General features: G+C 52.2%; 23 protein-coding genes. 9 read left to right on the top strand and 14 right to left on the bottom strand.

The genetic code is table 11. The features are described 5' to 3' along the window. The first annotated feature begins 478 nt into the window (after positions 1 to 478). From MIH19_RS16940 to MIH19_RS16915, 6 genes are all read left to right on the top strand, one after another. Positions 479 to 931, top strand: coding sequence for an Sbal_3080 family lipoprotein (locus tag MIH19_RS16940; RefSeq protein WP_249005991.1), 453 nt, complete (start codon positions 479 to 481; stop codon positions 929 to 931). 518 nt (positions 932 to 1,449) lie between these two features. Next, positions 1,450 to 1,884: a FeoA family protein gene (locus MIH19_RS16935; RefSeq protein WP_249018604.1), complete on the top strand. Its 435-nt coding sequence runs from the start codon at positions 1,450 to 1,452 to the stop codon at positions 1,882 to 1,884. Between the two features lie 4 nt (positions 1,885 to 1,888). After that, positions 1,889 to 3,763, top strand: a complete 1,875-nt coding sequence (locus tag MIH19_RS16930) for a ferrous iron transporter B (RefSeq protein WP_249018603.1) — start codon at positions 1,889 to 1,891, stop codon at positions 3,761 to 3,763. A gap of 63 nt (positions 3,764 to 3,826) precedes the next feature. Next, a complete protein-coding gene (locus MIH19_RS16925; protein ID WP_249005989.1) occupies positions 3,827 to 4,000 on the top strand; it encodes a FeoB-associated Cys-rich membrane protein in 174 nt (57 codons plus the stop codon). Positions 4,001 to 4,100: 100 nt separating this feature from the next. Beyond that, positions 4,101 to 4,349, top strand: coding sequence for a DUF3297 family protein (locus MIH19_RS16920; RefSeq protein WP_249005988.1), 249 nt, complete (start codon positions 4,101 to 4,103; stop codon positions 4,347 to 4,349). A gap of 92 nt (positions 4,350 to 4,441) precedes the next feature. Then, the gene (locus MIH19_RS16915; RefSeq protein WP_249005987.1) at positions 4,442 to 4,927 is read left to right on the top strand and encodes an acyl-CoA thioesterase; all 486 of its coding nucleotides are present in this window, start codon (positions 4,442 to 4,444) and stop codon (positions 4,925 to 4,927) included. A gap of 73 nt (positions 4,928 to 5,000) precedes the next feature. Here the strand turns inward: MIH19_RS16915 and MIH19_RS16910 are convergent, their stop codons facing one another. The 6 genes from MIH19_RS16910 to MIH19_RS16885 form a co-directional block, all read right to left on the bottom strand. After that, complete coding sequence (locus MIH19_RS16910) at positions 5,001 to 5,294, bottom strand: type II toxin-antitoxin system RelE/ParE family toxin (RefSeq protein ID WP_249005986.1); 294 nt, start codon at positions 5,292 to 5,294, stop codon at positions 5,001 to 5,003. After that, complete coding sequence (locus MIH19_RS16905) at positions 5,287 to 5,529, bottom strand: type II toxin-antitoxin system ParD family antitoxin (protein ID WP_249005985.1); 243 nt, start codon at positions 5,527 to 5,529, stop codon at positions 5,287 to 5,289. The genes MIH19_RS16910 and MIH19_RS16905 overlap by 8 nt, the downstream gene beginning before the upstream one ends. A 162-nt stretch (positions 5,530 to 5,691) precedes the next feature. Continuing rightward, positions 5,692 to 6,750 carry a betaine/proline/choline family ABC transporter ATP-binding protein gene (locus MIH19_RS16900; RefSeq protein WP_249005984.1) on the bottom strand — a complete coding sequence of 353 codons (1,059 nt, stop codon included), beginning with the start codon at positions 6,748 to 6,750 and terminating at the stop codon, positions 5,692 to 5,694. A gap of 11 nt (positions 6,751 to 6,761) precedes the next feature. After that, entirely contained in the window at positions 6,762 to 7,793 is a 1,032-nt protein-coding gene (locus MIH19_RS16895) for an ABC transporter permease subunit (RefSeq protein WP_249005983.1), read from the bottom strand. A gap of 101 nt (positions 7,794 to 7,894) precedes the next feature. Continuing rightward, positions 7,895 to 8,863 carry an ABC transporter substrate-binding protein gene (locus tag MIH19_RS16890; RefSeq protein ID WP_249005982.1) on the bottom strand — a complete coding sequence of 323 codons (969 nt, stop codon included), beginning with the start codon at positions 8,861 to 8,863 and terminating at the stop codon, positions 7,895 to 7,897. A gap of 301 nt (positions 8,864 to 9,164) precedes the next feature. Then, the gene (locus tag MIH19_RS16885; protein WP_249005981.1) at positions 9,165 to 10,385 is read right to left on the bottom strand and encodes a dicarboxylate/amino acid:cation symporter; all 1,221 of its coding nucleotides are present in this window, start codon (positions 10,383 to 10,385) and stop codon (positions 9,165 to 9,167) included. A 232-nt stretch (positions 10,386 to 10,617) separates the two neighbouring features. On the opposite strand from MIH19_RS16885, the gene MIH19_RS16880 reads away from it, so the two are divergent. Further along, positions 10,618 to 10,998 carry a DUF2237 domain-containing protein gene (locus tag MIH19_RS16880; RefSeq protein WP_249005980.1) on the top strand — a complete coding sequence of 127 codons (381 nt, stop codon included), beginning with the start codon at positions 10,618 to 10,620 and terminating at the stop codon, positions 10,996 to 10,998. Positions 10,999 to 11,042: 44 nt separating this feature from the next. Here MIH19_RS16880 and MIH19_RS16875 read toward each other — a convergent pair whose 3' ends face one another. The 4 genes from MIH19_RS16875 to MIH19_RS16860 all read right to left on the bottom strand — a co-directional run bounded on the left by MIH19_RS16875 (position 11,043) and on the right by MIH19_RS16860 (position 15,978). Then, complete coding sequence (locus tag MIH19_RS16875; RefSeq protein ID WP_249005979.1) at positions 11,043 to 11,711, bottom strand: glutathione S-transferase; 669 nt, start codon at positions 11,709 to 11,711, stop codon at positions 11,043 to 11,045. Between the two features lie 122 nt (positions 11,712 to 11,833). Then, positions 11,834 to 14,119, bottom strand: a complete 2,286-nt coding sequence (locus MIH19_RS16870) for an FdhF/YdeP family oxidoreductase (protein WP_249005978.1) — start codon at positions 14,117 to 14,119, stop codon at positions 11,834 to 11,836. A gap of 67 nt (positions 14,120 to 14,186) precedes the next feature. Continuing rightward, positions 14,187 to 14,387, bottom strand: a complete 201-nt coding sequence (locus MIH19_RS16865; protein ID WP_249005977.1) for a PLDc N-terminal domain-containing protein — start codon at positions 14,385 to 14,387, stop codon at positions 14,187 to 14,189. Between the two features lie 157 nt (positions 14,388 to 14,544). Continuing rightward, positions 14,545 to 15,978: an aldehyde dehydrogenase family protein gene (locus MIH19_RS16860; protein ID WP_249009035.1), complete on the bottom strand. Its 1,434-nt coding sequence runs from the start codon at positions 15,976 to 15,978 to the stop codon at positions 14,545 to 14,547. A gap of 146 nt (positions 15,979 to 16,124) precedes the next feature. Between MIH19_RS16860 and MIH19_RS16855 the strand changes: the two genes are divergently transcribed. Then, positions 16,125 to 17,195 carry a mechanosensitive ion channel domain-containing protein gene (locus tag MIH19_RS16855; RefSeq protein ID WP_249005976.1) on the top strand — a complete coding sequence of 357 codons (1,071 nt, stop codon included), beginning with the start codon at positions 16,125 to 16,127 and terminating at the stop codon, positions 17,193 to 17,195. A 36-nt stretch (positions 17,196 to 17,231) separates the two neighbouring features. Next, complete coding sequence (locus MIH19_RS16850) at positions 17,232 to 18,446, top strand: serine hydrolase domain-containing protein (RefSeq protein ID WP_249005975.1); 1,215 nt, start codon at positions 17,232 to 17,234, stop codon at positions 18,444 to 18,446. Between the two features lie 67 nt (positions 18,447 to 18,513). Here MIH19_RS16850 and MIH19_RS16845 read toward each other — a convergent pair whose 3' ends face one another. The 4 genes from MIH19_RS16845 to MIH19_RS16830 form a co-directional block, all read right to left on the bottom strand. Further along, positions 18,514 to 18,819, bottom strand: a complete 306-nt coding sequence (locus tag MIH19_RS16845; protein ID WP_249005974.1) for a hypothetical protein — start codon at positions 18,817 to 18,819, stop codon at positions 18,514 to 18,516. A 212-nt stretch (positions 18,820 to 19,031) separates the two neighbouring features. Then, a complete protein-coding gene (locus MIH19_RS16840; protein WP_249005973.1) occupies positions 19,032 to 20,642 on the bottom strand; it encodes a phosphodiesterase in 1,611 nt (536 codons plus the stop codon). Between the two features lie 182 nt (positions 20,643 to 20,824). Further along, a complete protein-coding gene (locus MIH19_RS16835) occupies positions 20,825 to 22,885 on the bottom strand; it encodes an ABC transporter permease subunit (RefSeq protein ID WP_249005972.1) in 2,061 nt (686 codons plus the stop codon). Between the two features lie 17 nt (positions 22,886 to 22,902). After that, a complete protein-coding gene (locus MIH19_RS16830; RefSeq protein WP_249005971.1) occupies positions 22,903 to 23,955 on the bottom strand; it encodes an ATP-binding cassette domain-containing protein in 1,053 nt (350 codons plus the stop codon). Between the last annotated feature and the right edge of the window lie 47 nt (positions 23,956 to 24,002).

Raw genomic sequence — 24,002 nt, 5'->3', positions numbered from 1 at the left:
GGGTGCGATTTCTTCAGTTGAGTTTTGTTAACGGTATTGCCAGTTCCCAGATGCCGGGGTCAGGTCTTGCTTTTTTCCCTACCTTGCTGTTTCGTCGTAATCGTCTCATTCTATATTGCCTAAAATTTCGACGAAGTGTGTGAAACTTTCAACTGGGAATGCCACGCTTACTGCCTAATGGGCAATTACTACCTGAAATACCTGGCGGCAATCTTTCGAAAGGTATGCGCAACAGAGAGCTTAATTCATCGTGTTGATAGGCATCGGATTACTGTAGAATGGGTATCTTATATTCTACACTAAATGAGCGACGTCCTCGGTTTTCCAGTTTTGGATTGGGTAGGATTTGTGTCATCGGATTTGGTATAACGGTCTCTTAAAGCACTCTGATTTGTATGTTAACTCAAAATTAATTGGTTCATGCTTCGATTGACACACAGGGAATACGAACAACTAATCAATGCTAAAAGGAAGAAAAATGATTAAGAAAGCCTCAGTAATGACCTCGATCATGATGCTTTCAGCTTGCTCTATTACTCAAGTTATAGAGCCAGCGGAAATCGTTAAAGGGAGCGAGCTGTGTATAATCGAAAATACCGATGTTCGTGAGGGTTTCTTAAAAGAATATCAGTCTGTTCTATCAAGTAAAAGTATATCGCATAGATTGGTAAGTGAGAATTCGGTTCCCGATTCGTGCGAATGGACATCTACTTATGTTGCTCGTTGGACGTGGGATCTTGCTTTATATATGTCGTATGCCGAAATTAAGGTGTTTTATAAAGGAAACTTGGATGGTGAAGCCAAGTATGACTCCACAAAAGGTGGTGCAAATATGAGTAAATTTATTGACGCTGAGCCAAAAATCCGCGAATTAGTAAATCAACTGATGCAAATTAAATTAGCATCGTTATTCGTTCAAAAATTTGGCTAAAACGGATGCCGGGGCCAGGCCCTGCGTATTCCCCTGCCTGGCCCTTTCGTTGTAATCGTTCGTTCTATCCCGCCTCAATTAGAACCATGGAAGGAGCCAGGGGGCGGCCAGACCGCTGCGACTGGAATTTGCAGGTGCGTTGTACCATGTGACGTCTCGCCGAAATCGGCGTGAGGTGATTTTGAACCTGACGATGACCGCCGCGCCTTTGCCGATTATGATGTAATACAGTGTAGTTGTTGAGTCTGAGGGTATCGTCATGATTGTCACTACAGTTCGTCTTCATGCAGAAGTTGAGCAGGATGCGCCGAGTTCAGGAAAGTGAAACTGGTCTACACGGATGAAGCCATTGAAGATCTGAACTGCCTGATTCCATTCGAGATATGATTTTCGAAAAGTACATCGTTTGATACTCAGTTCACGCCAGTGTCATCATCATTCTGCGGGTATGGCATAGCCTGTAGGGTGAACGATAGCAATTTACACAGGCGCGGCACTCGGGTGCCTTTGACTCCGCTTTGCTACTTCAAACACACAACCTTGCGTTAGATCAACAAAGACAGGCTCCCTTCCAATTGCGGGAGATTTATAAATGCGCTATTCTACGTGAAAATCAATCTCATTTGCGTCTAGTGAGTGTCACCCTTATGAATTCTGCAGTTTCTTCAAGTGCACTGCATACCTCAGCCCGCCTCGATCAGTGCCGAAAGGGCACGACCTTACGAGTCATCGGCTTGCTCCCGCAATCTTTATTTGGCTCTCATGACGAGCAGGTTGGCCTTCGGCTTAAAGAGCTGGGGTTCCTTCCGGGTGCTCGTCTCAGGGTTATAGGTTTTGGTCTTTTTGGTGGCGACCCGATGGCGGTTCAGGTCAATGGAACCAAGTTTGCCTTACGCCGTGCCGAGGCTGCCAAAATTTGTGTTGAAGCGGTCACCGAAATCGGTGGTAGGTAGTCGATTGAAACAGCCTGACGCATATATCGACGCTAATAAAGCCCCTGTACGTTTTGCTCTGATAGGTAAGCCTAACTGCGGGAAAACGTCGCTTTTTAATCGCTTAACCGGCGCACGTGCCAAGGTCGCCAATTATCCCGGCGTTACCGTCGAGCGGCGTTCGGGCATGATTGGCGGCCTCAGTAAAAAAGCTGAACTCCTTGACCTTCCCGGCACCTATAGCCTGTTTGTAACCTCCCCGGATGAGCAGGTGGCACGTGATTTTATCCTGGGAAATATTCAGGGCGAAGCCAGACCCGACGTGCTTATCGCGGTAGTAGACGCCACCAACCTGCGCCTGGGGTTGCGCCTGGTGATGGAACTGCGCAGTTTGAACCGACCCCTGATTCTTGCATTGAATCAGATGGATGCAGCCCGCAGCCGGGGCATAAGCATTGATACAGCCAGCCTGTCGAAGGCCATTGGCATTTCAGTGATTGAGACGGTCGCCGTAAACAGCAATGGTACGGATGCACTTAAACATCAGTTGAATCAGTATGCCCACCAGCAGAATGGCGATGCTCAGATACTGACACTGAGCGACCGGCAGGAATCGGTTGAAGCACTGTACGACAAGATCGAGAGCTTGATGCGCGCCCACGTCATTCAACCCGCTCAAATGCCGCGCTGGCAGGATCGTCTGGATCAGGTGGCGATGCACCCTGTGTTGGGGCTGGTGGTTCTTTTTACGATTTTGCTGGTGGTTTTTCAGGCAGTTTTTGCCTGGGCTACCCCTGTTGCGGATACCATAAGTGCGGGCTTTGGTATGCTGGGCGATTTATTGACCCACATTTTACCCGTCGGTATTCTGCGCGACTTTTTGGTAAACGGTATTATCGCCGGTGTTGGCGGCGTTATCGTTTTTCTTCCCCAGATTGTTCTTCTGTTTCTGTTTATTTTGCTACTGGAAGACAGTGGCTACCTTACACGTGCGGCTTTTTTGCTAGATCGCCCCATGCGCGGGCTCGGGCTTTCAGGAAGGTCTTTTATCCCCTTACTATCAAGTTTCGCGTGCGCAGTGCCGGGCATTATGGCCACCCGAACCATCTCTGATCCGCGCGAGCGTTTTATTACGATTATGGTGGCGCCATTGATGACTTGCTCGGCGCGCTTACCGGTTTATGCTCTGGTTATCGGTGCCTTTATTCCTCGCAAGACGATAACAGGCGTATTCAACTTGCAGGGTTTAACCCTTTTTGTGCTTTATTTTGCCGGAGTTGCGAGCGCCGCATTGGTCGCCTGGATAATGCGGCGCCGTCAGGCCCGTGAAGAGTTTCCGCTATTACTGGAGCTGCCCAGTTACCGATGGCCTATGCCGTATCACGTGTTCATCGGTTTGCGTGAGCGAGTGTGGATTTTCATGCGCCGCGTAGGCACTATTATTTTGTCGCTTTCAATAATCCTGTGGTTTCTGGCCAGTTACCCCGGCGCTCCAGTGGATGCCACTCGCTCGGCGATTGAGTACAGTTTTGCCGGCATGCTGGGTAACTGGATGCAGCCCTTTTTCGCCCCTCTCGGTTTTAATTGGCAGATGTGTATTGCACTGATTCCCTCTATGGCCGCGCGCGAGGTGGCTGTAAGTGCGCTAGCGACAGTCTACGCCGTGGCTGGCGAAGATCACGCATTGGGCAGTGCGTTGCACAGCAGCTGGAGTTTATCGGTGGCTTTTGCCTATCTCGCCTGGTTTGTTTATGCGCCTCAGTGTATTTCCACCATTGCGGTCGTTAAAAGAGAAACCAACTCGCTGAAATCAACAGCACTTTTTACGCTCTACTTATTCAGTCTGGCTTATTTTGCAGCCTGGGCAACTTACCAAATCTCAGGGTTACTGATTCATTGAGAATTTTGTTGGGGAGTCATTATTGGGGAGTTGCTGTTGGAGAGTTACTATTGGAGAGCTATTATGTGGCAGAACATTATTGTAGGGCTTTGCGTATTGGCCGCGGTGGTTTTCGTGGCGCGCCAGTGGATACCCGGTTTGGGTAAGAAGTCTTCAGATTGTGGCGGCTGTAACGGTTGCAGCAGCAGTAGCAGTGATGATGGCTGTCGCAACCCCGCCGAAAAAGACCTGCATTAGGCTGTGTAACCACCAGCCGAGAGGCTTTAACCTCAGTTCTTGAGTGCAACGCTTGCATTGTCTAAAATGGCGCACTTTTCATACACTGAAGGTCATGAACATGAGCGACACAAACTCAAAACCAACCTTGCCAGACCGCCTTGCGGGTAATCCTCGCAGCCCACACCACTTGGAAGAATTTTTCCAGCACCAGATCGGTATTCGGCTGAATGGCAAAGAGCGTAAAGATGTCGATGAATACTGCATCAGCGAGGGTTGGGTAAAAATCGCATCGCCTAGAGCATTGGACCGTCGTGGCCAGCCTATGATGATCACGTTAAAAGGCACTGTTGAAGCTTACTACCTTTAATCGGTCCCCGGTTTTCCCAGTCTGATGGTTTGCCAGTTCCAAGACCTGCGTTCTACGCATACACTGAAATACCAAAGAACAAAGAGAACACTATGGAACCCGGATCTGCATCACTGACCATGACTGTTTTAATGACGCCGGATATGGCCAACTTTTCCGGCAATGTGCACGGTGGTGCTTTGCTGAAGCACCTTGATGAAGTGGCTTATGCCTGCGCCAGCCGGTATGCAGGTGCTTATGTCGTTACCTTGTCGGTTGATCAGGTTATGTTTCTTCAACCCGTTCATGTGGGCGAACTGGTGACCTTTCTGGCCAGCGTTAATTACACCGGGCGCACGTCCATGGAGGTGGGTATTAAGGTGATCACGGAGAACATCCGTGAAAAGCTGGTCAGACATACCAACAGCTGCTTTTTCACTATGGTGGCGGTTGATGAAAATGGAAAAGCCGTTGAAGTGCCCAAGCTGGAGCCGCTCACGGGTGATCAAATCAGGCGATTTTCGAACGGCCAGGAACGCCGTGCAATTCGTGTTGAGCTAGAAGAGCGGTACAAGGCGCTTCATCGTCCGGGGGCATAGCAGGGATTGCAAAGCTGGAACATTGAGACAAATTTACTTTCATGTTTTCAGCGTGAGGCTAAGGTTTAATGGCTTAAATCTCGAAGAGGTGCCTCCAAGGTTCCATTCGCTGATGCAGGATTCTGATCACGAAAATGCTGTGTTCGCTTTGCCGATAAAAGATGGCGTGGTTCTGGTGATCATGGCGGCGTATCGCATCTGCAATTTCCGGGAATTCATGTCCCATCAGAGGCGAACTGGACAGAAGTTTCAAGACTCTGTCCAGTTCGTCGGTATAGGCGTCAGCCTGAAGAACTTCAAAATGCAGCAAGGTGCACTCGTAGATAGCTGCAAAATCTTCTGCCGCCAGGTTTGAGAGCCTATACATTGTGCTGCTGTTTTACCCGAGCGGCAATGTCGTGCAAAGACAGATCGCTTTCCCCGCTTTGTTCACCAGCGTTCACGGCACTCCTTAGCGCTGCCAGTTGATTTTCCTGGCGCTCAAGCAACCTCAAAGCTGATCGAACAACTTCACTGGTTGAGCCGTACCGACCGCATTCAATCATTTTTCCCACGAAGTCGTCTAACTGGGCGCCGATAGTGACACTTGTCGTTCTGGCCATGGAAGCAACCCCTTTGCTGTGTTAATAGTTAACACAAGTGTGGCGCTCCAACGATGGTGCAACAAGCCGCGGATAAAACCAGTAGCCTGGCAGCCACCGCAAAACCCGAAAACCGGGGCAGGTTTGATTCTGAAGATTAGGCCTGCTCCGGCTTTCGTTCGTTCAATAATGCGAGCGGGTGTCGCCTTCTGTGCTTTCGGTAGGCACCAGAGCCTTGAACAGGTCTTGGACTTCCAGAACCCCGACCTGCTTACCTTTGCGAACCACGCGATAGACGAGGCTGGTGTCGCCTCCAGACAGCGCAATCACCGATTCCAGGTTGTCCCTTTCACCGATATCGCCGGCTACGTTGTCTGGCGCTTCCGTGGTTTTCTTCATGATGGACCGAACCCGCAGTACCCGGGCGCGATTGATGTCGCTGATAAAGTTGACGATGTAGGGATCGTTCGGGTGCATCAGTATTTCTTGCGGTTCACCCTGTTGAACAATATAGCCTTCCTTGAGTATCACCAGGTGATCTGCCAGTTTCAGTGACTCATCCAAATCGTGGGTGATGAAAACGATGGTCTTGTGCAGCTCGTCCTGAAGCTCCAGCAGCAGGTCTTGCATGTCTGACCGTATCAGCGGGTCCAGAGCCGAGAAGGCCTCGTCCATCAGCATGATCGGTGAGTTAGAGGCCAGTGCCCGGGCGATACCGACGCGCTGTTGCATACCACCAGACAACTGGTGCGGGTACTGGTATTCGTTGCCTTCCAAGCCCACACGGGCGATCCATTTTTTGGCTTCCGCTTCGAATTCTTCAATTTTATGGCCGCGCACGGAAAGCGCCATTCCGGCGTTTTCAAGAACGGTTTTGTGCGGCAGCAGCGCGAATTTTTGGAACACCATCGACATGTGTTCCCGACGCAGCTTGCGCAACTGGTCTTCGTCAAAGGTCAGCACGTTCTCGCCATCCACTTCGATCTCACCGGCGGTGGGTTCGATCAGCCGGTTGAGATGTCGGATGAGCGTGGATTTTCCGGAGCCCGACAGGCCCATGATGACGGTGACATGGCCCTCGCGTATATCTACGTTGATATCCTGAAGGCCCAGCACGTGCTGGTGCTTTTCGAGCAGTTCGGCCTTTCCCATGCCTTGCTTTACGTACTCAAGGGCAACGTCGGGAGTAGGGCCGAAAATCTTGTACAGGTTTCGGATTGAAATCTTGATGTCCCGATCCACAATGCTCTTCCTTACTGTTTTTGCGAGGCGTTAATACGCGCCAGCGATGCTTTGGTTACCCGGTCCAGAATGACCGCCAGAATAACAATGCCAAGTCCCGCTACCAGGCCAACGCCGAGTTCCAGGTTGCGTATGCCCTGCAGTACCAACACGCCAAGGCCGGGCGCCGACACCAAAGAGGCAATAACAACCATGGCCAGGCTCATCATGATGGTCTGATTTACCCCTGCCATGATGTTAGGAAGCGCGAGCGGAATCTGTACTTTGTACAGCTTTTGCCGGCTGGTCATGCCGAAGGCATTCGCCGCTTCAATTACGTCTGGGTCTACCAGCCGGATACCAAGGTTGGTCATGCGTATAACGGGCACGATGGCGTAAAGAATGATGGCAATGCCGTACAGCTTGGACTCGGTCACGCTGAACAGAAAAATCAGCGGGATCAGATACACAAAAGGAGGCAGGGTCTGCAGCATGTCGAGTACCGGGACCGTCAGCCTCTGCATCATGTCATTCCGGGACATGGCGATACCAATAGGTACGCCCAGCAGAACGCAGATGAACGCGCAGACAAATATAATCGCCAGCGTTTGCATGGCGTATTCGTAGTAGTCGATGAAGGCGAGCAGGCACAGGCTGCCAGCCACGAAGCCGACCAGCTTCCAGGATTTGGTGACAAACAGAACAACCGCCAGCAGAATCGGAATAACGATCCACCATGGCGTCGTGATCATGCCGTAAAGCGTGCCATCAAGGGCCCAGCTCAGGGGCTGGGTAATGGGGTCCAGCACAATGCTGAGATTGTCTTTGATGGCCAGAAAACCTTGCTCCAGCCCTTGAGTTAATTCCCGGGACTGGGGGAAGGCTGCGCAGGAGTCATTGAGTGCATCCATGGATGGAAACGGCACGTCCCAGAGGGATTGCTCGGCTTCCGTACCTTTTGATTTGTTGAGTAACTCGGCCATTGACATGGGCGCGTTGCTCTTGCCTTCAGCGCACCACTCTGTGAGTCCGAGCGATGAAAATAGGAAGTCGTAGGTTGCCATGAGCGTTCAGTGTTCCTTGCGCATTCAGAATGAGGTATTGGGTGTGACTTTCATTGGCCAGATAAAATAAGAGCCGGCGAGCCGGCTCTTATTAAGAACGTCTACTGGCCAAGCACGTTGGCAAGTCGTTGACTGGCTGATTCGTTCAACCAGCTAGACCACTCGTCGCTATTGTTGCTCAGGAAGTAGACGGCAGCTTCTTCGGCGGAGGCGTTATTTTCATCCATCCAGGCCAGCAGGCCACTCATGGTGCTGGTTTTGAAGGTCATCTTGCTCAGCATCTCGACCACTTCCGGCTCGCGATCACCAAAGCTGGTTGTGACTGCGGTCAGAATGGTGGCAGCAGGGAACTCGGAAACGCCGGGGTTTTCGGCTTCTTGGGTCTGGTTACGGGTATGAACGTCTGGCTTGTACTCGCCAATTTTAACGCGGGTCATGTCGTACTTGCCGAGTGGAACAGTGGGGCCCCAGTAGTAACCGAACCAGGGCTCTTCACTTTGAACCGCGGATGCCATAGAGGTCGCCAGGGTTTCACCGGAACCGTGGTCGAATACCTTGATGCCTGAGGCTTCCAGATCGAGAGCGCGAATCAGGTTGTCACTGACAACACGGCAGCCCCAACCGCTCGGGCAATTGTTAAAGCGGCTGTCCACCAGTTCCGGATTCGCCATGATGCCTTCAATGGTTTTCAGTTCCGGGTGTTTCTCGGCCAGATACGTGGGAATCCACCAGCCTTCAATACCACCCGGGTCCAGTACTTCGGCCACGCGCTTGATTTTGCCTTGCTCTTCCAGCCGCAGGTATGCCTCGCCGGCAGAGTTCAGCCACAGCTCGGTCACGATGTCCGGTTCGCCATTTTCAGCGACCGATGTAACGGCAGGAACGGTGTCAGAAGGAATCACGGTTACGTCACAGCCGTAGCCTTGTTCCATAATAAATGTGGCGACGCCCGTTACTACGGCGTTCGAGGCCCAGCTCATCTGGGTGATGGATACGTCACCGCATTCGGCGGCAGCGAGCGAGGGTGCAGACAGGGCGCACAACAGCGCCACAGGCGTTAATTTACGCATGGTTGGTACTCCATTTTGGTTTGAACGTGCACGGCTCAGGGGCCGCTGAGGGAGTCTGGAAGACTTCTCGGGAGATGATTTCGCGCTTTGTGAGCGTGTTTGAAAGGCAATGCAAACGTTATGACCTCGGTTATTACTTAGTCACCAGAGTAATGATTTGAGTAGGAGTTACAAGTGATTAATTTTAAATGTCGCTAGAAGGTGCCACATTGAGGTCATATTTTTCTGACCGAATTATCAACGGAAGATAGGGGACAGATTTGAAATCTGTCCCCGGTTTTTGGCCGGTTTCCCACGACCGTTAAGCAGTAACGACTTCTTTCTCATCAATCACGGCGGCGCCAATGATGTCACCGGCCACGTTGGAAGCGGTACCGCCCATGCCGATTAAGGCATCAACGCCGGCAATCAGGGCAACGATTTCCAGCGGTAAGCCAAACAGGCTTAGAACGGCTGATAAGGTAACCAGGCCGGCGGCCGGCACTCCCGCCGTGCCAATGGACAGCACTGTTCCGATCAACACGATGGTTACCAGGTCAATCAATGCCAGGTCCAGCCCCATAATGTTAGCGGCGAATACCAAAGACACGCCCATGCGCAGCGCGCCACCGTCGGAGTTAAAAATGGCGCCTAACGGTAGGGCAAAGTTGGCGGTTTTGGCCGATACGCCTGCTTTTTTTGCAGCAGAAATAGCGACGGGTAACGTTGCCAGGCTGCTTGAGGTAAAAAATGCGGTGGCATAAGCCTCTTTGATGTCGCCAAAAAAACGCAGTGCCGCGTAGCCGTAGAACTTTAAAAAACCGGTGTATACCAGCGACCACAAAACAGCCAGGCCCAGGTAAAACGTGGCGGCAAACACCAATAATGACTTCAGGGTGGCCCACCCCTGGGTACCGAAGGTGGCGGCACTGATCGCCATTACGCCAATGGGCGCATAGAGCAAAATGCCGCCCAGTATTTTATAAAATAATTCGTTGAAGGCGTTGAAAAAACGCTCCAGCAACAGGCCTTGCTCTTTTGTCTGCTCGTCGGGTGAAAAGGTCATGGTTGAAATGGCAATACCGATAATAATGGCAACAAATAGAATGGCCATTAAATCACCCGCTGCAAAGGCTCCAAGCAGGTTGTTGGGCACAATTTTCAACAGCATGGCAGACGCGCCCGGTATCTCAGGTTGCTGGACAACCACATCGGGCAAGCTTAAATTATTTCCCGGATTAAAAAGCAGAGCCAGTGACACGCCAATACACACGGCCATGGCCGTAGTGGCAGCGTAATAGAGTATGAGCTTGGCGCTTAATCTGCCCATTTGCCTGACATTCATTTGGCCAATTGCCAGCGCGACCGTCAAAAAAATCACCGGTGTGGCAATTAAGCTGAGTAGGCGGATAAAAATTGTGCCCAAGGGGCTGAGGATAGCGGCTTGTTCACGGAAAATGATGGCGATAGCAATGCCCAGAAAAAACCCCGCTGACATTTTAATCACTAGCGAGGTTTCTTTATACGTTTTCCATATACTCATGTGTTTCGTTTGGCCTTGTAGAGCTAGGTATTAACCGCAGGCGGGAATTATTACGATTCAAGCCGCCTCAATTATCAGTGCAACGTGCTGGGAACGGCATAGTACCTGAATTCAGCAGTGGGACGTAAAACCGACCTCGATTTACGCTCGTTGACGGTCACTGGATGATGTAGTGCCTGTCTATAGCGTATATTGGTCTATCATATTGTCCACTTATATAAGGAGCAACCTCATGCTTGTACAGGAAGAACCCATCAACGTTATTGGTGAGCCATTAGAGGCTTGCGGTAAAGACCCAGTGACTGGATTTTTCCGGGATGGTTGCTGCAATACCGGTTCTGATGACATGGGCAGCCACACGGTGTGTGCCGTAGTGACCGATGAGTTTCTGGATTTCTCCCGCAGCCGGGGCAACGATTTGACCGAGGCCCGCCCGGAGTTTGGCTTTCCGGGTTTAAAAGCCGGCGATGGCTGGTGCCTATGTGCAGGCCGCTGGCGCGAAGCTTTGGAAGCAGGCTGCGCACCCCGGGTTCGGCTTAAGGCTACTCACCGCGCCGCACTGGAGGTGTGTGACCTCGCAGACCTGAAGAAGCATTCTGTGGATCTGAGTTAGTGGCACAAAGCGGGGAGGGCGCCTGAGCGCACTCCACCGTCTGCTCAGGCAAAATCGTATTTCCCGCCTTTTTCAAGGGCAATTTGGTAAGCCGGTCTGGCGTGCACACGTTTCACCCAGGCTGTAATATGAGGCCGGTTCTTGCCGATGATGCCCCGGGCCACTGAGGCCTCTAATGGAAAGCTCATCTGAATATCCGCAGCGCTCAGTTTATCCCCAAGAAACCAGGTGTTTTTCGCTAGATGAGATTCGACAAAATCCAGGTGGGTTTTGATCATCGGGCCGATGAAAACTTCATTGGTTTTGTTCACGATGCCTTTTGCCACTGGTTTGACAAAAAACGGCATCGGACTGGTTTTTACCTTTTCAAACACCAGGCGCATCACCAGCGGCGGCATCAAAGAGCCTTCGGCGTAATGCAGCCAGTATGTGTAATCAAGCCAAGCCTGGCCACCGCTTTCCGGCAACATAGTATCCTTGCCATAGGTGTGGGCAAGGTATTCAATAATGGCGCCAGACTCCGCGATGACCAAGTTGCCGTCGGTGATTACCGGCGATTTACCCAGCGGGTGTATTTTTTTGAGGCTTTCAGGCGCTAGCATGGTTTTGGCATCACGCTCGTAGCGCTTAATCTCGTAGGGCACTCCCAGCTCTTCCAGCATCCAGAGAATGCGTTGTGAGCGGGAGTTATTGAGGTGGTGGACGGTAATCATGCAGAAATCCTGTTCGAGTCAAAAGAATGAGCAATCCTGTAAAATAGGCTCGAAATGACTTTTTGGTTCACCACTATCGCGCTTTGAGTTGCCCCGTGGAAAAGCCGCAGGGCAGAGCTCTTTTAAGCTTGCTCCCGCTCAATCCGTACCGGAACGGACTTCGACCCTGGAGTTTTCGACAGCTGATCATGATGGCTGACCGGCACTAGAACATTGCACTCCGGGTAGTAAGACGCCACGGTGCCTGCCGGAATCCGGTAAGGCGTTAGCACCAGGCCACCAAGGCGGCGATCAACGCCGTCATCCAGGTCTGTAATCATCAGCACTCGATCTCCGCCCGACAGCCCGGCACGTTTAATATCATCCGGGTTCATTAGTAGCACATCCCGCGTGCCTTCAATGCCATGAAAGCGATCCGAATAGCCATAAATGGTGGTGTTGAACTGATCGTTTGAACGCATGGTAAGCAAACTGTAACGGCCGGGTTTTGCATCGAATCCCAGCGATGTCAGCCGCTCTGGCGTGGTGAAGAGTGCTTTTTTCTCCGGTGTTTTCCAGATTCGTTCATGTGCAGCAATGCCTCGATAAAAGCCACCGGGCTCGAACATCCGTGCGTTGAAATCGCCAAAGTCGTCGGGGTATGTTTGCTCGATCAGATCCCGCACCAGCGAATAATCTGCGGTCCACGCCTCCCACTTCACCTTCGGATTCTCTGGTAACAGCGCCTTGGCGATACCGGTAATGATAGCGAGTTCGCTTTTCAAGTGTTCGGATATGGGCGACCGATGGCCGGTAGAACCGCTAATCATCGAAAAGCTGTCTTCGGTGGAAACGGCCTGCGGCCCGCTGGCCTGTTCATCCACTTCAGCACGGCCGAGGCAGGGCAATATATAGGCCGACTTGCCAGGAAAAATATGACTGCGATTAAGCTTGGTAGAAATCATCACCGTTAGGTCCTGCTCGGCCCAGCTCTTTTCCATACGTTGCTGGTCCGGCACGGCGCGCAGCAGATTGCCACCCAGACAAATACTCGCTTTGACCGATCCGGCGATCAAACCCTCGACCATCTCGACAATGTTGACACCGTCTTTTAAGGGCGGATTAAAGTCGAAAAGCTCGCGCAGCTTGTCCATGGGAATAAGGCCAGCTTTCTCCGCGACGCCTACGGTTCGCTGGCCCTGAACGTTGGAGTGCCCGCGCACCGGGCAAATACCCGCGCCAAGCCGACCAAGGTTGCCTCTGAGCATCAGCAAATTGACCAGCATGCCCACATTAACCGAGCCGTGGGTGTGTTGGGTGAGCCCCATGCCATAAACGCCAATGACGCGTTCTGCCTTTATATACACGTCGGCGGCTTCTTGCAGTGATTGCTTGGTGAGCCCGCTACCGACTTCGATATCGTTCCAGTCGGCGGCTTCAACCGAGCTCAGAAAGCTGTCGAAACCCTGGGTGTGCTCCTCAATGAAGGCCACATCGATGATACGTTTTTTGCCATTGTGTTGAGCGGTCTTGTCCGCTTCGATGACGTGCTTGCAAATACCCATGATGGCCGCCACATCGCCGCCGGAGTTTAACTGGTGATATTGGTCGGAGATTTTGGTTTGGCGCCCCGTGGTCATATCAACTGCATTCTGAGGATCTACAAACGCCACCAACCCTTGCTCGATGATGGGATTGAAGGTGACAATTTTAGCACCGCGTTTTTTTGCATCTTTCAGGGGGTGAAGAAAGCGGGGGCTGTTGGTGCCGGGGTTCTGACCGAAGAAGAAAAAGGCATCGGCCTGTTCCAGGTCTTCCCAGATGATAGTGCCGACGGGAGAACCAATTACCTTGCTTAGGCCAACAGAGGTGGTTTCGTGGCACATATTCGAGCTTTGCGGCAGATTGTTATTGCCGTGCAGTCGCGCCATCAGTGCGTAAAGATAAGCAGCTTCAAGTCCGGCATGGCCAGATGCATAGAAAACCGCACTTTCGGGATCGAGTGCGTTGAGTTTATGCGCGATGTCTTTGAACGCCGATTCCCAGTCGGTTTCTTCATAGCGGTCGTTTTGCGGGTTATAACGCAGGGGGTGGGTCAGCCTGCCGGTTTTTTCCAATTCATGGTCGGTCCAGGTGCGGAGCTGTTGCACCGTATGTGTTTCCCAGAATGCGGGCGTGCAGCGGTCTGTTGTCAATTCCCACATGACCGCTTTTGCGCCGTTTTCGCAGAACTCAAACGCGCTGTAGTTTTTGGGCTTGGGCCAGGCGCAGGAAGGACACATAAGGCCACCAGGCTTGTTCATCCGGCGCAGTGTGTCCGCTGCGGAAAGTGAGGCCGACGATTCGATAGAGATGCTGGCGATTCCTTTCAACGACCCCCAGCCACCAGCCGGTCCCTTACCGGTGACGATGTCATCTTTATTACTCATGTGTTTCCCCGATCAAGTTTGTTTGTATTCAGTATTCCAATCACTATTCGAATCACCGCTCCAATCACTAACCTCGGGGCCCGAACAGTAACCAGATGATGAAGCCGACCAAGGGAAACGCAAGCAGCACGATAATCCAGATCACTTTGGCGATGGTGCTGGCCCGGCTCTTTGCTACTTTAACAATGGCCATGATAACGATGACCAGCCAAACCAGGCTCAGTAAACCACCGAAGGCATTACCAACACTACTAAACAGGCTGTCCATAAACTTCTCCTTGGTTGTTGATTGGCGTATCCATAAGCAGCATAACTCTAACTACAAAATATAGCCGAATAATGAAAAAACGGGGCCGGCTGTTTGTACAGCCCGGCCCCGTAGAGAGTGTGGCAAGTCTAAGTGAGTGGTTAACCCGACAGGCTAATTACCAGTCGGTAACAGATTTAACTTCCAGAAACTCTTCCAGCCCCCACACGCCGCCTTCCCGGCTGCCGTTGCCCGACTGTTTCATGCCGCCGAACGGGAAGCCTGACGATCCGGATTTGCCGTTAATTTCGATCATGCCCGACCGCAGTTGCCGCGCCAAGCGATGAGCTTTTTCTTTATCGGAGGTCTGGATGTAGTTGGTTAACCCGTAGTGGGTATCGTTCGCCAGCTTTACCGCCTCTTCTTCTGTTTCAAACGGTGTGATGGCTAGAACAGGGCCGAAAATTTCTTCGCTCCAGATGGTCATCTCAGGTGTAACGTCTGCGAAAACCGTTGGCCTTACAAAGTAGCCCTTGTCCAGCCCTTCTGGCCGACCTTCGCCACCGGAGACCAGCGTCGCGCCTTCCGCAATACCTTTTTTGATCAGTGCCTGAATTTTCTGGAACTGTTGTTCAGAGACCACGGGGCCAATTTGGCGACCGTCTACGTCGGCAGGGCCAACATCTGTCTGGCTGGCAATCAATGCGGCGGTTTCAACTGCCTGCTTGTAAAGCGACTTCTCCACCAGCATCCGTGTTGGCGCGTTGCAGGATTGGCCTGAGTTCGCAAAACAATGGCGCACACCACGCGTTATGGCTTTGTCATCGGCGTCGGCAAAGATGATGTTAGCGCCTTTGCCGCCTAGCTCCAGGCCAACTCGCTTCACGGTGTCTGCTGCGGCAATGGTGATGGCTTTGCCGGCACGGGTTGAACCGGTAAAACTGACCAGATCAATATCCGGGTGTTTTGAAAGTTGCGAGCCAACGCCTACGCCATCGCCGTTGACCAGATTGAATACGCCTTGAGGAAAGCCCGTGCTGTCGATCATTTCTGCCAGCAGCATTGCGGACAAAGGTGAAATCTCTGACGGTTTGAGAACCACTGTGCAGCCAGCCGCAATGGCAGCCGGCACTTTCAGCATGATCTGGTTCATCGGCCAGTTCCAGGGGGTTATCAGAGCGCAAACGCCCACCGGTTCGTGCATGATTCTGTTTTCTGGCGCGTGGTCACCCAGGGCGTGCTCAAACTTAAAGGCTTTTAAAGCACGAATGGTGTTTGCCAGATGCGTAGCACCGGCACCCACCTGGGCTGTTCTCGCCAGGTTAATGGGCGCTCCCATTTCTTTACTGATGGTTTGTGCCATCTCTTCAGCACGCGCGGTGTAGGTTTCCAGCAAGCGCTCCAGCAGGTCAATACGTTGTTCTCTGGTCGATGTCGACCAAGCCGGAAATGCGCTTTTTGCAGCGCTGACGGCCATATTCGTATCAGCTTCAGAGCCCAGAGTAATCTTGGCAAACCCGGTTTCATCAGAGGGGTTGATAACGTCTATCGTTTGGGCGCCCTGAGGCGTTACCCATTTTCCGTTAATGTAGAACTTGGTTGTATCCATAATGCGTCTGCTCTTTTGTGGGAGTTGACTCATGGTAGCAGACTCGTGAACTTTGACTTTCCTATTACCTTTTTTAACACTTTTTTTTGCTAGCACTCGCGGCATGCGCTAATTTGACGACTTCAGAGTTATTGTGGCGGGAGTAAGGAATGTTGGAGTCGATCGAGGCCGGTCTAACCGCGTGGCTGGTGCCGGGGGCCTCTGCGTTACTGGCGCTGGTAGCGACCTACGCCGCTTACCGGATTGCGTTGGGAGTGACACGTCGGGTTACACGTTCCAAAGCCGTTCCCCGGATCTTTCTGGACGCCGCGGCCCGCGCCCTGGGCGTATTTTTATGTTTGCTGGTGCTGAACGGGGTTCTGGAAACCGCACCTGAAGGTCTTCTCCTGCTGGCGGAACTGCAGCATTTCGCCACGCTGCTGCTGATCTTGTCGATGACCTGGGCGGCGGTGCGTTGCACCTCGGCCATCGGGGATGTGATTGTTACGCTCAACCCGGCGCTTGAGCACCAATGGAAACGTGCCCGAAAAGTTGAAACACAGACCCGGTTTTTGGTTCGCGGCCTCAATATCCTGATCGTGATTATAGGGTTGGGGGGCGCCCTGATGACCTTTGACGGCGTGCGCCACGTTGGTGGCAGCCTGCTGGCTTCCGCAGGCATTGGCGGCATTGTTCTGGGTTTCGCGGCCCGCCCGGTGCTGGGTAACTTGCTGGCAGGCATGCAGATTGCTTTGACCCAGCCGTTCCGTATAGACGATGTACTCCATGTTCAGGATGAGTGGTGCTGGGTTGAGGAAGTAACCGCGACTTACGTAGTGTTGCGGATCTGGGATCTGCGCCGGATGATCGTACCGTTGCAATGGTTCATCGAGAACCCGTTTGAGAACTGGTCGCGCAATAGCGCTGACCTGATGGGTACGGTTTTTCTCTCACTGGATTACGCCATGCCGGTGGAACAATTGCGCGAGGAGTTCGCGCGGCTGCTCAGGAAATCCTCTCTGTGGGACGGAAAAACGGAGACAGTGCAGGTAACCGAATCGAACGAGCGGGCGCTGCAGGTGCGCTTCCTGATGAGTGCCTCGAATTCCAGCAAGGCTTGGGATTTACGGTGCGCAGTGCGGGAGGGGTTGGTGACCTTTGTACAGAACAACTATCCGGAGTATCTGCCACGGGTTCGGGCGCGGCTGGTGGATGAACCAGACGCTACCATTGATTCGTAAATTGCTTTCAAAACCACACAACAAGGTGCTTTCACTATGACGGAACTCAAACAGGTTGCTGGCCTTTCAGCAGACCAGCTTCGCAATATTGAACGTCATCTTGATCGTCGCTATATCCAGCCTGGAAAATTACCCGGCACGCTGACACTGGTCGCCCGGCGAGGAGAAATCGCCTATGTGAAAGCCCAGGGGTTGATGGATGCGGAGCGCAACAAACCTGTCTGCCGGGATACAATTTTTCGCATTTACTCGATGACCAAGCCGATCACGTCTATCGCCATGATGCAGCTTTACGAGCAGGGGCGGTTTTTGCTGGATGACCCGGTACATAAGTACATTCCGGCGTGGAAAAACCTACGGGTTTATAAAAGTGGTGTTTATCCCGATTTTCTGACCACGCCTGCCACCAGCATCATGACCATCCGCGACCTGTTCACCCATATGTCGGGCCTGACTTACGGATTCATGAACCGCACCAATGTTGACGCGGCCTACCGCGAGTTAGGGCTTGATGGCAGCCGGAACCTGACGCTGGAAGCACTGGTGAGCCAACTTGGGGAACTGCCGCTCGAGTTTTCACCGGGTACGGCCTGGAACTATTCCGTCAGCACGGATGTGCTGGGGTATTTGGTGCAGTTGCTGGCGGATCAGCCTTTAGACGAGTATCTACGCGACAATATCTTTGCTCCATTAGACATGCCAGACACCGGCTTCCAGGTTCGTGACGATCAGCTTGACCGCTTCGCCGCTTGCTATCAGTACCGGGCTGGCGATCAGCTCAAGCTGCAGGACGATCCGGAGACGTCACATTTTCGGCACAAAAATAAGTTTGTGTCAGGCGGCGGCGGGCTGGTGTCCACCATCGACGATTACTTTCATTTTGCCCAGGCGCTTTGCCAGGGCGGAGAGTTTCGGGGGCGACGGATTATTGGTCGAAAAACCCTGGAGTTCATGCGTTGCAATCACTTGCCGGGTAATCAGGATCTGCCGGGCCTTGCGGTTGGAGCCTTCAGCGAAACACCTTATGCCGGAACCGGCTTTGGCCTGGGTTTCTCGGTTAAGACAGACGTTGCCAAATCCCAGACCAACGGGTCGGCGGGCGAATACGGTTGGGGCGGCTTGGCGAGCACCAACTTTTTTGTCGATCCGGTGGAGGAGCTGGTCATGATCTTCATGACGCAACTGATTCCCTCGTCGTCTTACCCGATCCGGCAGGAGTTGCGGGCCATTGTGAATGGGGCTTTGGTGTGACCCACAGGGCCCTATAACTTCAGGGAGTCCGGGATTGGAAAAGAAATCTGTCCCGGCTTATTTGATGTTACTGGTTGAGAATATCGATGATTTCTCGGGTATCCTTAATAATCGTATAGACGCGACCCTCGATCTCTACCCGCTGACGGTTGCCATCGACGTCGCGGATATTGCCGAAGCGCAGCAACTCCCGGTCGAAATGATCACCTTTCCGATAGTTCAGCTTTTTCTGCCAGCCCGGCGGCAGTGGCTGGCCACGCTCGACTTTCTTCTGCAGGCCCGGCGGTAGCTGATCGCTATGAGATGATTTGGCCATTGCCGGCGCTGCGCCAATCATTACGCCCAACAGGGCAAGCATCAGAATAAACTTCATAATCTATTAACTCCTAAAATCACGATACTCCGCTAAGCTAACACGGGGTTGAACGCGGTGACGTTAACGCTGGTTCATGCCCAAGAAAGCCAGGCCCTCAAAACCGTCCGGTAATCCCATCTTGAGTCCAGTGCCGCAGCCGTCATGTCGGTGGTTCCCGAAATAGACTTGGCACTCGCCATAGAGCTGGGCCGCGCCAGCTGTTCTGGACGTTATGAGAAAGGAGCGGGACGTGCGAAGTAGTATCCCTGCTGGAAAAATACGCCCGCTTCGTGCAGCCAGTTCCGGTCCTCTTCCGTCTCAACGCATTCCGCAATCAGCGTCATTCCAAGGGTTTTTATGAGTGGCACAAGACCGGTTACCAGATCCTGGGCGCGCTGATCCAGCGCCGCTGCGCGGACAAAAGAGCCATCGAGCTTGAGCTTATCCAGCGGATATTGCCAAAGGTACGACAACGACGAATAGCCCACGCCGAAGTCGTCGGCAGCAATCTGAATCCCGCGCTCGTGTACGGCCTTTAACGGCTCCAGCACCAGTTCCGGTGAGCTGAATACCCGCTCTGTGAGTTCCAGAGTCAACCAGCTTGGTGGCAGCTTACTCTGGGTCAGGGCGCGATCCAGTCTTTTCAAAAAGTCCGGGGCCGTAATGGTATTGGCGGTAATGTTGACCGCTACCGGCTTGCCCATGGACATCGCTTCATGACACGCACGCTCAAGCACCCAAAGATCGAGATTAACGATAAGCTGCATTTCTTCAATCACTGGAATAAAGTGCCCGGGCAGGATCATTCCCCGCCATGGGTGTTGCCAGCGGATCAGGGCCTCCATAGAAACCGTTTCCCCGGTACGTGTGTCAACCAAAGGCTGGTAATAGAGTTGAAACTCAGATTCACGAAGGGCGCGCTGGGCTTCAGCCGGTACCCAGCTGTGGGCTAATACGTGGTCTTCCAGGGCTAGGCTGAAAAATGAGTGGTTGACGCCGGAACGCCGGGTCCGTTCAAGGGCGATGGTGGCCCGCCGTTCCAGATCCTTTGCAGTTGAACCGTCCTGAGGAGATCGGGCGATGCCCACATTTATGCGAAGCATGAACTGAAGCAGACCAACCTTCAGGGGTTCATCAAACAACAGGTCCATGGCCTGAATGCGCTCAACGGTATGGTTGTCACTTTTATGCTGGATGAGCAGAATAAACTCGTTGCCGGCTATCCGTCCAACGCACTCATCCTCGGCTAGCGAACGCACGATACGTCCGACAGCCTGATGGAACGCGTGATCACCCAAATCCTGGCCCAAGGCCTGGTTAATACGCCTCATGCCTTCGATTTTAAGCCGAAGGACGGCCCATTGAGTGTTGGGATGGCGGTTGAACGCTTCTTCAGCTTGTGCCATGACCACCCACCGGGTTGGAATGCCCGTGGTCGGGTCCATCTCCCGGAGTTCGTGCGGGTTATCCTTCAGGGGTTGGTTGTCGGTCAGTACAATGGCCAACGCGAGCACTTCCCGGCCTCTTTTTGTATTCACAGGAATGAGTTCCCAGGCTACATCCAGGCTACCAACTCGCTGGCGACAGTTTTGTAGATCGCCTCCCATAGCCTTGGAGTGGGCCTCTCGTAGTCCCCGGTTTCCCGCCGTTTCGGGGAATAAGGTGTCGATGTGTTCCCCGAGCGAATGTTGATCTGGATTAAGAACCTTGTCGATACTTTCGCCACGGCCAGCCATAAGCACGCCAGCACTGTTAAGCAAAAGTTTTATACCGGGGGTATCTTCGACTGGAAAATCATCGAGGAAACTGTTCGGATCCCAATTCCATTTGCCATTTGCCATATATCCGATTCCTCAGCTGCTGCTTTCATGCGTTCGTGCAGTATGGCATTGATCTCCCGCGATTGTGTAAGCGACACCGGCCGGCTTCAACTACCCGCCAGCGCCAACAGCAGATGAATGATTTATTGTCGGGAAACCAGGCAGGTTAGGCTATGGATAATAAACCTGTCCCGGTGTATCGGTTAAGCAAGCCCCAGCACTTTCTTACGCTGCTCTGCCCAGGTATGAATCAAGTGGTCTACGGCCAGACCAATAAAGGCAACGCACAAACCGAGCACGATGCCTTGGCCCATACCGTTGGCTTCAGATAAAGACTGCATGATGAGCTGACCTAAGTCGTCGGTCCCGATAAAGGCGCCGATGATGATCATAAACAATGAGAATATGACGGTTTGGTTGATGCCCAGCATGATGTGCGGGAAAGCCAGGGGCAGTTCAATTTTCAGTAAACGCTGCGTGCGGTTAACTCCTGACATAGAACCGGCTTCTTGCAAGCTTTTTGGCACGTTACTCAACCCTTCCACTGTGTAACGTGTGGCAGGGATGGTGGCGTACACGATCACCGCAATAAGCACCGATAAGTCGCTTACACCAAACAACATGATGACCGGGATTAAGTAAACGAACGACGGAAATGTCTGAAACGTGTCACAGACCAACAATATAAACTTGGTTGCCTTGGCGCTTCGCGAACACAAAATGCCGACGCTACAGCCAATAGTGACGGAAATGATGACGGCAAAGGTGGCCATGTAGGCTGTAATGAGGGCGCGATCCCACCAAGGCGTCAAGGCAATAAAAGCGATAAAACCCGTTACAACCATAGCAGAGCGAAGGCCGCCAACGATGTAACCGGTACCTGCAACCAGGAGCAAAGTGGCCGCGACGGGCATCGCTAAGTAGGCTTCTTTCATGGGCATCAGAATCGAGATGATCATAAAGGCATTGAAGCTTTGTACGCTGTCGTAAGTGTTGGTTATGATCCAGTCAACAATAGAATCCCAGAATTTTTCAGTGGTAAGCCCTTGTGATTCATGAATGAAGTAGAAGTAATTGGCTTTGTCTGGAAAAGCCACGGATGCCACATAGGCAGCAACGGAGGTGAAAATCAGAATGCCCACGAAGGCGAGTGAATACTTGTGACGCAAATGAAAGGGTACGTCAGCGAAGTAATCCACCTGCTTTTTTGCCCAGGCCAAGGATAACCTGTCCAGAACCACCGCAATCAAGACAATGGATATACCCAATTCGAGGGCCTGGCCTATCTTGAGCATATTCAACGAAACAAGTAAGTCGTAGCCCAAGCCCTTTGCCCCAATAAACGATGCGATAACCGCCATAGCCAAACACTGCATGATGACTTGGTTCACCCCGATTAAAATGTCATGGCGTGCGGTGGGGATGAGTACTTTAAACATCAGCTGGCGTGAGTTGCAGCCACTCATCATGCCGGCTTCCACGACTTCTGGTGAGACCTTTTTAAGGCCCAGAATGGTGAGGCGAATCATTGGGGGAGTGGCAAAAATAACCGTTGAAATAGCACCGGCGTGGTCACCAATGCCGAAGAACACCACCACTGGAATCAAGTACGAGAAGTGGGGCATGGTTTGAGCCACGTTCAATAGTGGCGCCAAAACAGCCTCGAAGGTTTTGTTCCTGAAGGCGACAATGCCTAAGGTTAACCCCAGCAAAACCGATAAAGGCACGGCCACCAACACAAACGATAAGGTTTGCATGGCGGGTGTCCACTGACCAAATACGGCAATGTAAATGGTGCTGATGCCGGCCAGAAGTGACAGGTTGCGGCCACCAAGATACTGCCCTGTTAAAAAGGCACCCGCAGCAACGGCGGGCCACGGCAGTGCCGGAATTCGAGCCCACTCGTTTTCGCTGATAAAATCCCAGCTGGTGAAGGCCACAACGGTTTTGACGCCCCCTAACAGGAGCTCACGAATCAGGTTGATGCTGAACAGAACCACGCCAGACAAGTCGCGGGTAAACTCTTTCATCATGGTCGACTGTTCGGTGATGTCTAACTCGGCATCGTAAGTCTCGACCACCCAAAAATCATTGATTAAGAACTTAAGGCCGTCGTTAACAACGTCGGGAAGCAACCAAAATCGGGTTTCTTGCAGGCGCCATAGGTTACCACCTGTGGCTGGGTCGATAGCCATCACAAGGCCAAAGAACACTACCAATAGGGCGACAAACTGCGTCCATTTATGTTCGGTAAAATATTGCATTAGGCTTTGCTCATAACTTAGTTATTAACTGGCATGCTGTTAGTTTCACCAAACAAGACGTCTATCATAATGTTGCGGTTTAAAGCGCCAACAATATTGCCCTCGGCATCAATGACAGCCACTGGGTTTTGCTCGGTTAGAACAGATCCAGCTACAGTTTCGATAATGGCATTGGCAGAGACAGTGACGTCGCTCATCTTGGCGGTTGCGTCGTAATCTTCCATGATGGTTTTGCAAGAAAGTACGCGCTCACGAGGTACGCCACGGGTGAACTTGGCGACGTATTCCGTGGCTGGCTTGAGTACAATGTTGGCCGGGGTGTCAATTTGTTCGATGACGCCGTCTTTCATAATGGCAATGCGGTCGGCTAGGCGTAGCGCTTCATCGAAGTCGTGGGTAACGAATAAAATGGTTTTGTGCAATACACTTTGCAAGCGCAGAAACTCGTCTTGCATTTCCCTGCGAATCAACGGGTCCAGAGCCGAGAAGGGCTCATCGAGGAACCAGATTTCAGGTTCTACGGCCAATGAGCGGGCAATGCCGACACGCTGTTGCTGACCACCGGAGAGTTGGCGCGGAAAGTCGTTTTCGCAACCTGTGAGCTCTACCAGGTTCACCATGTCCATCGCACGGGCCATGCTGTCGCGGGTGCTTATGCCTTTTGCCTGCAAGGGTAAGGCAATGTTTTCCAGAACGGTTTTGTGAGGCAGAAGGGCAAAACTTTGGAATACCATGCCCATTTTATTACGGCGAATGTTGATGAGTTCCTTTGCATTCATCGCAAGCAGGTCTTCACCATCAATAAAAATATCGCCTGCAGTGGTGTTTATCAGGCGTGAAATACAGCGTAAAAGGGTCGATTTACCAGAGCCTGACAGGCCCATGATGACGAGCATTTCACCTTTGTGCACTTCAAAAGAAGCGTTGTTAACACCAATGACACAGCCGGCTTTGAGTAATGATGCTGTATCTACTTTTCCGCCGGATTGTTCCAGAATTTTTACAGCGTTATCGCCAAAAATTTTATAGACAGACTCGCACTTGATGACCGGCTGAGCTGACGTTGACATAATCAAATTCCTGTAAAAAAAGAAGTGCTAAAAGATAGGGTTGATGG

Source organism: Marinobacter sp. M1C (genome assembly GCF_023314135.1).
Taxonomy (GTDB): Bacteria; Pseudomonadota; Gammaproteobacteria; order Pseudomonadales; family Oleiphilaceae; genus Marinobacter.
The sequence above is the reverse complement of the archived record's forward strand: the minus strand, read 5'-3'. Positions and strand labels throughout refer to the sequence as shown.

What these genes read in the sequence shown, in the direction of transcription:
- MIH19_RS16940 (WP_249005991.1), top strand. Translation starts at nt 479, where the DNA reads ATGATTAAGAAAGCCTCAGTAATGACCTCGATCATGATGCTTTCAGCT.
- MIH19_RS16925 (WP_249005989.1), top strand. Translation starts at nt 3,827, where the DNA reads ATGTGGCAGAACATTATTGTAGGGCTTTGCGTATTGGCCGCGGTGGTT.
- MIH19_RS16920 (WP_249005988.1), top strand. Translation starts at nt 4,101, where the DNA reads ATGAGCGACACAAACTCAAAACCAACCTTGCCAGACCGCCTTGCGGGT.
- MIH19_RS16915 (WP_249005987.1), top strand. Translation starts at nt 4,442, where the DNA reads ATGGAACCCGGATCTGCATCACTGACCATGACTGTTTTAATGACGCCG.
- MIH19_RS16910 (WP_249005986.1), bottom strand. Translation starts at nt 5,294, where the DNA reads ATGTATAGGCTCTCAAACCTGGCGGCAGAAGATTTTGCAGCTATCTAC.
- MIH19_RS16905 (WP_249005985.1), bottom strand. Translation starts at nt 5,529, where the DNA reads ATGGCCAGAACGACAAGTGTCACTATCGGCGCCCAGTTAGACGACTTC.
- MIH19_RS16895 (WP_249005983.1), bottom strand. Translation starts at nt 7,793, where the DNA reads ATGGCAACCTACGACTTCCTATTTTCATCGCTCGGACTCACAGAGTGG.
- MIH19_RS16890 (WP_249005982.1), bottom strand. Translation starts at nt 8,863, where the DNA reads ATGCGTAAATTAACGCCTGTGGCGCTGTTGTGCGCCCTGTCTGCACCC.
- MIH19_RS16885 (WP_249005981.1), bottom strand. Translation starts at nt 10,385, where the DNA reads ATGAGTATATGGAAAACGTATAAAGAAACCTCGCTAGTGATTAAAATG.
- MIH19_RS16880 (WP_249005980.1), top strand. Translation starts at nt 10,618, where the DNA reads ATGCTTGTACAGGAAGAACCCATCAACGTTATTGGTGAGCCATTAGAG.
- MIH19_RS16875 (WP_249005979.1), bottom strand. Translation starts at nt 11,711, where the DNA reads ATGATTACCGTCCACCACCTCAATAACTCCCGCTCACAACGCATTCTC.
- MIH19_RS16870 (WP_249005978.1), bottom strand. Translation starts at nt 14,119, where the DNA reads ATGAGTAATAAAGATGACATCGTCACCGGTAAGGGACCGGCTGGTGGC.
- MIH19_RS16865 (WP_249005977.1), bottom strand. Translation starts at nt 14,387, where the DNA reads ATGGACAGCCTGTTTAGTAGTGTTGGTAATGCCTTCGGTGGTTTACTG.
- MIH19_RS16855 (WP_249005976.1), top strand. Translation starts at nt 16,125, where the DNA reads ATGTTGGAGTCGATCGAGGCCGGTCTAACCGCGTGGCTGGTGCCGGGG.
- MIH19_RS16850 (WP_249005975.1), top strand. Translation starts at nt 17,232, where the DNA reads ATGACGGAACTCAAACAGGTTGCTGGCCTTTCAGCAGACCAGCTTCGC.
- MIH19_RS16845 (WP_249005974.1), bottom strand. Translation starts at nt 18,819, where the DNA reads ATGAAGTTTATTCTGATGCTTGCCCTGTTGGGCGTAATGATTGGCGCA.
- MIH19_RS16840 (WP_249005973.1), bottom strand. Translation starts at nt 20,642, where the DNA reads ATGGCAAATGGCAAATGGAATTGGGATCCGAACAGTTTCCTCGATGAT.
- MIH19_RS16835 (WP_249005972.1), bottom strand. Translation starts at nt 22,885, where the DNA reads ATGCAATATTTTACCGAACATAAATGGACGCAGTTTGTCGCCCTATTG.
- MIH19_RS16830 (WP_249005971.1), bottom strand. Translation starts at nt 23,955, where the DNA reads ATGTCAACGTCAGCTCAGCCGGTCATCAAGTGCGAGTCTGTCTATAAA.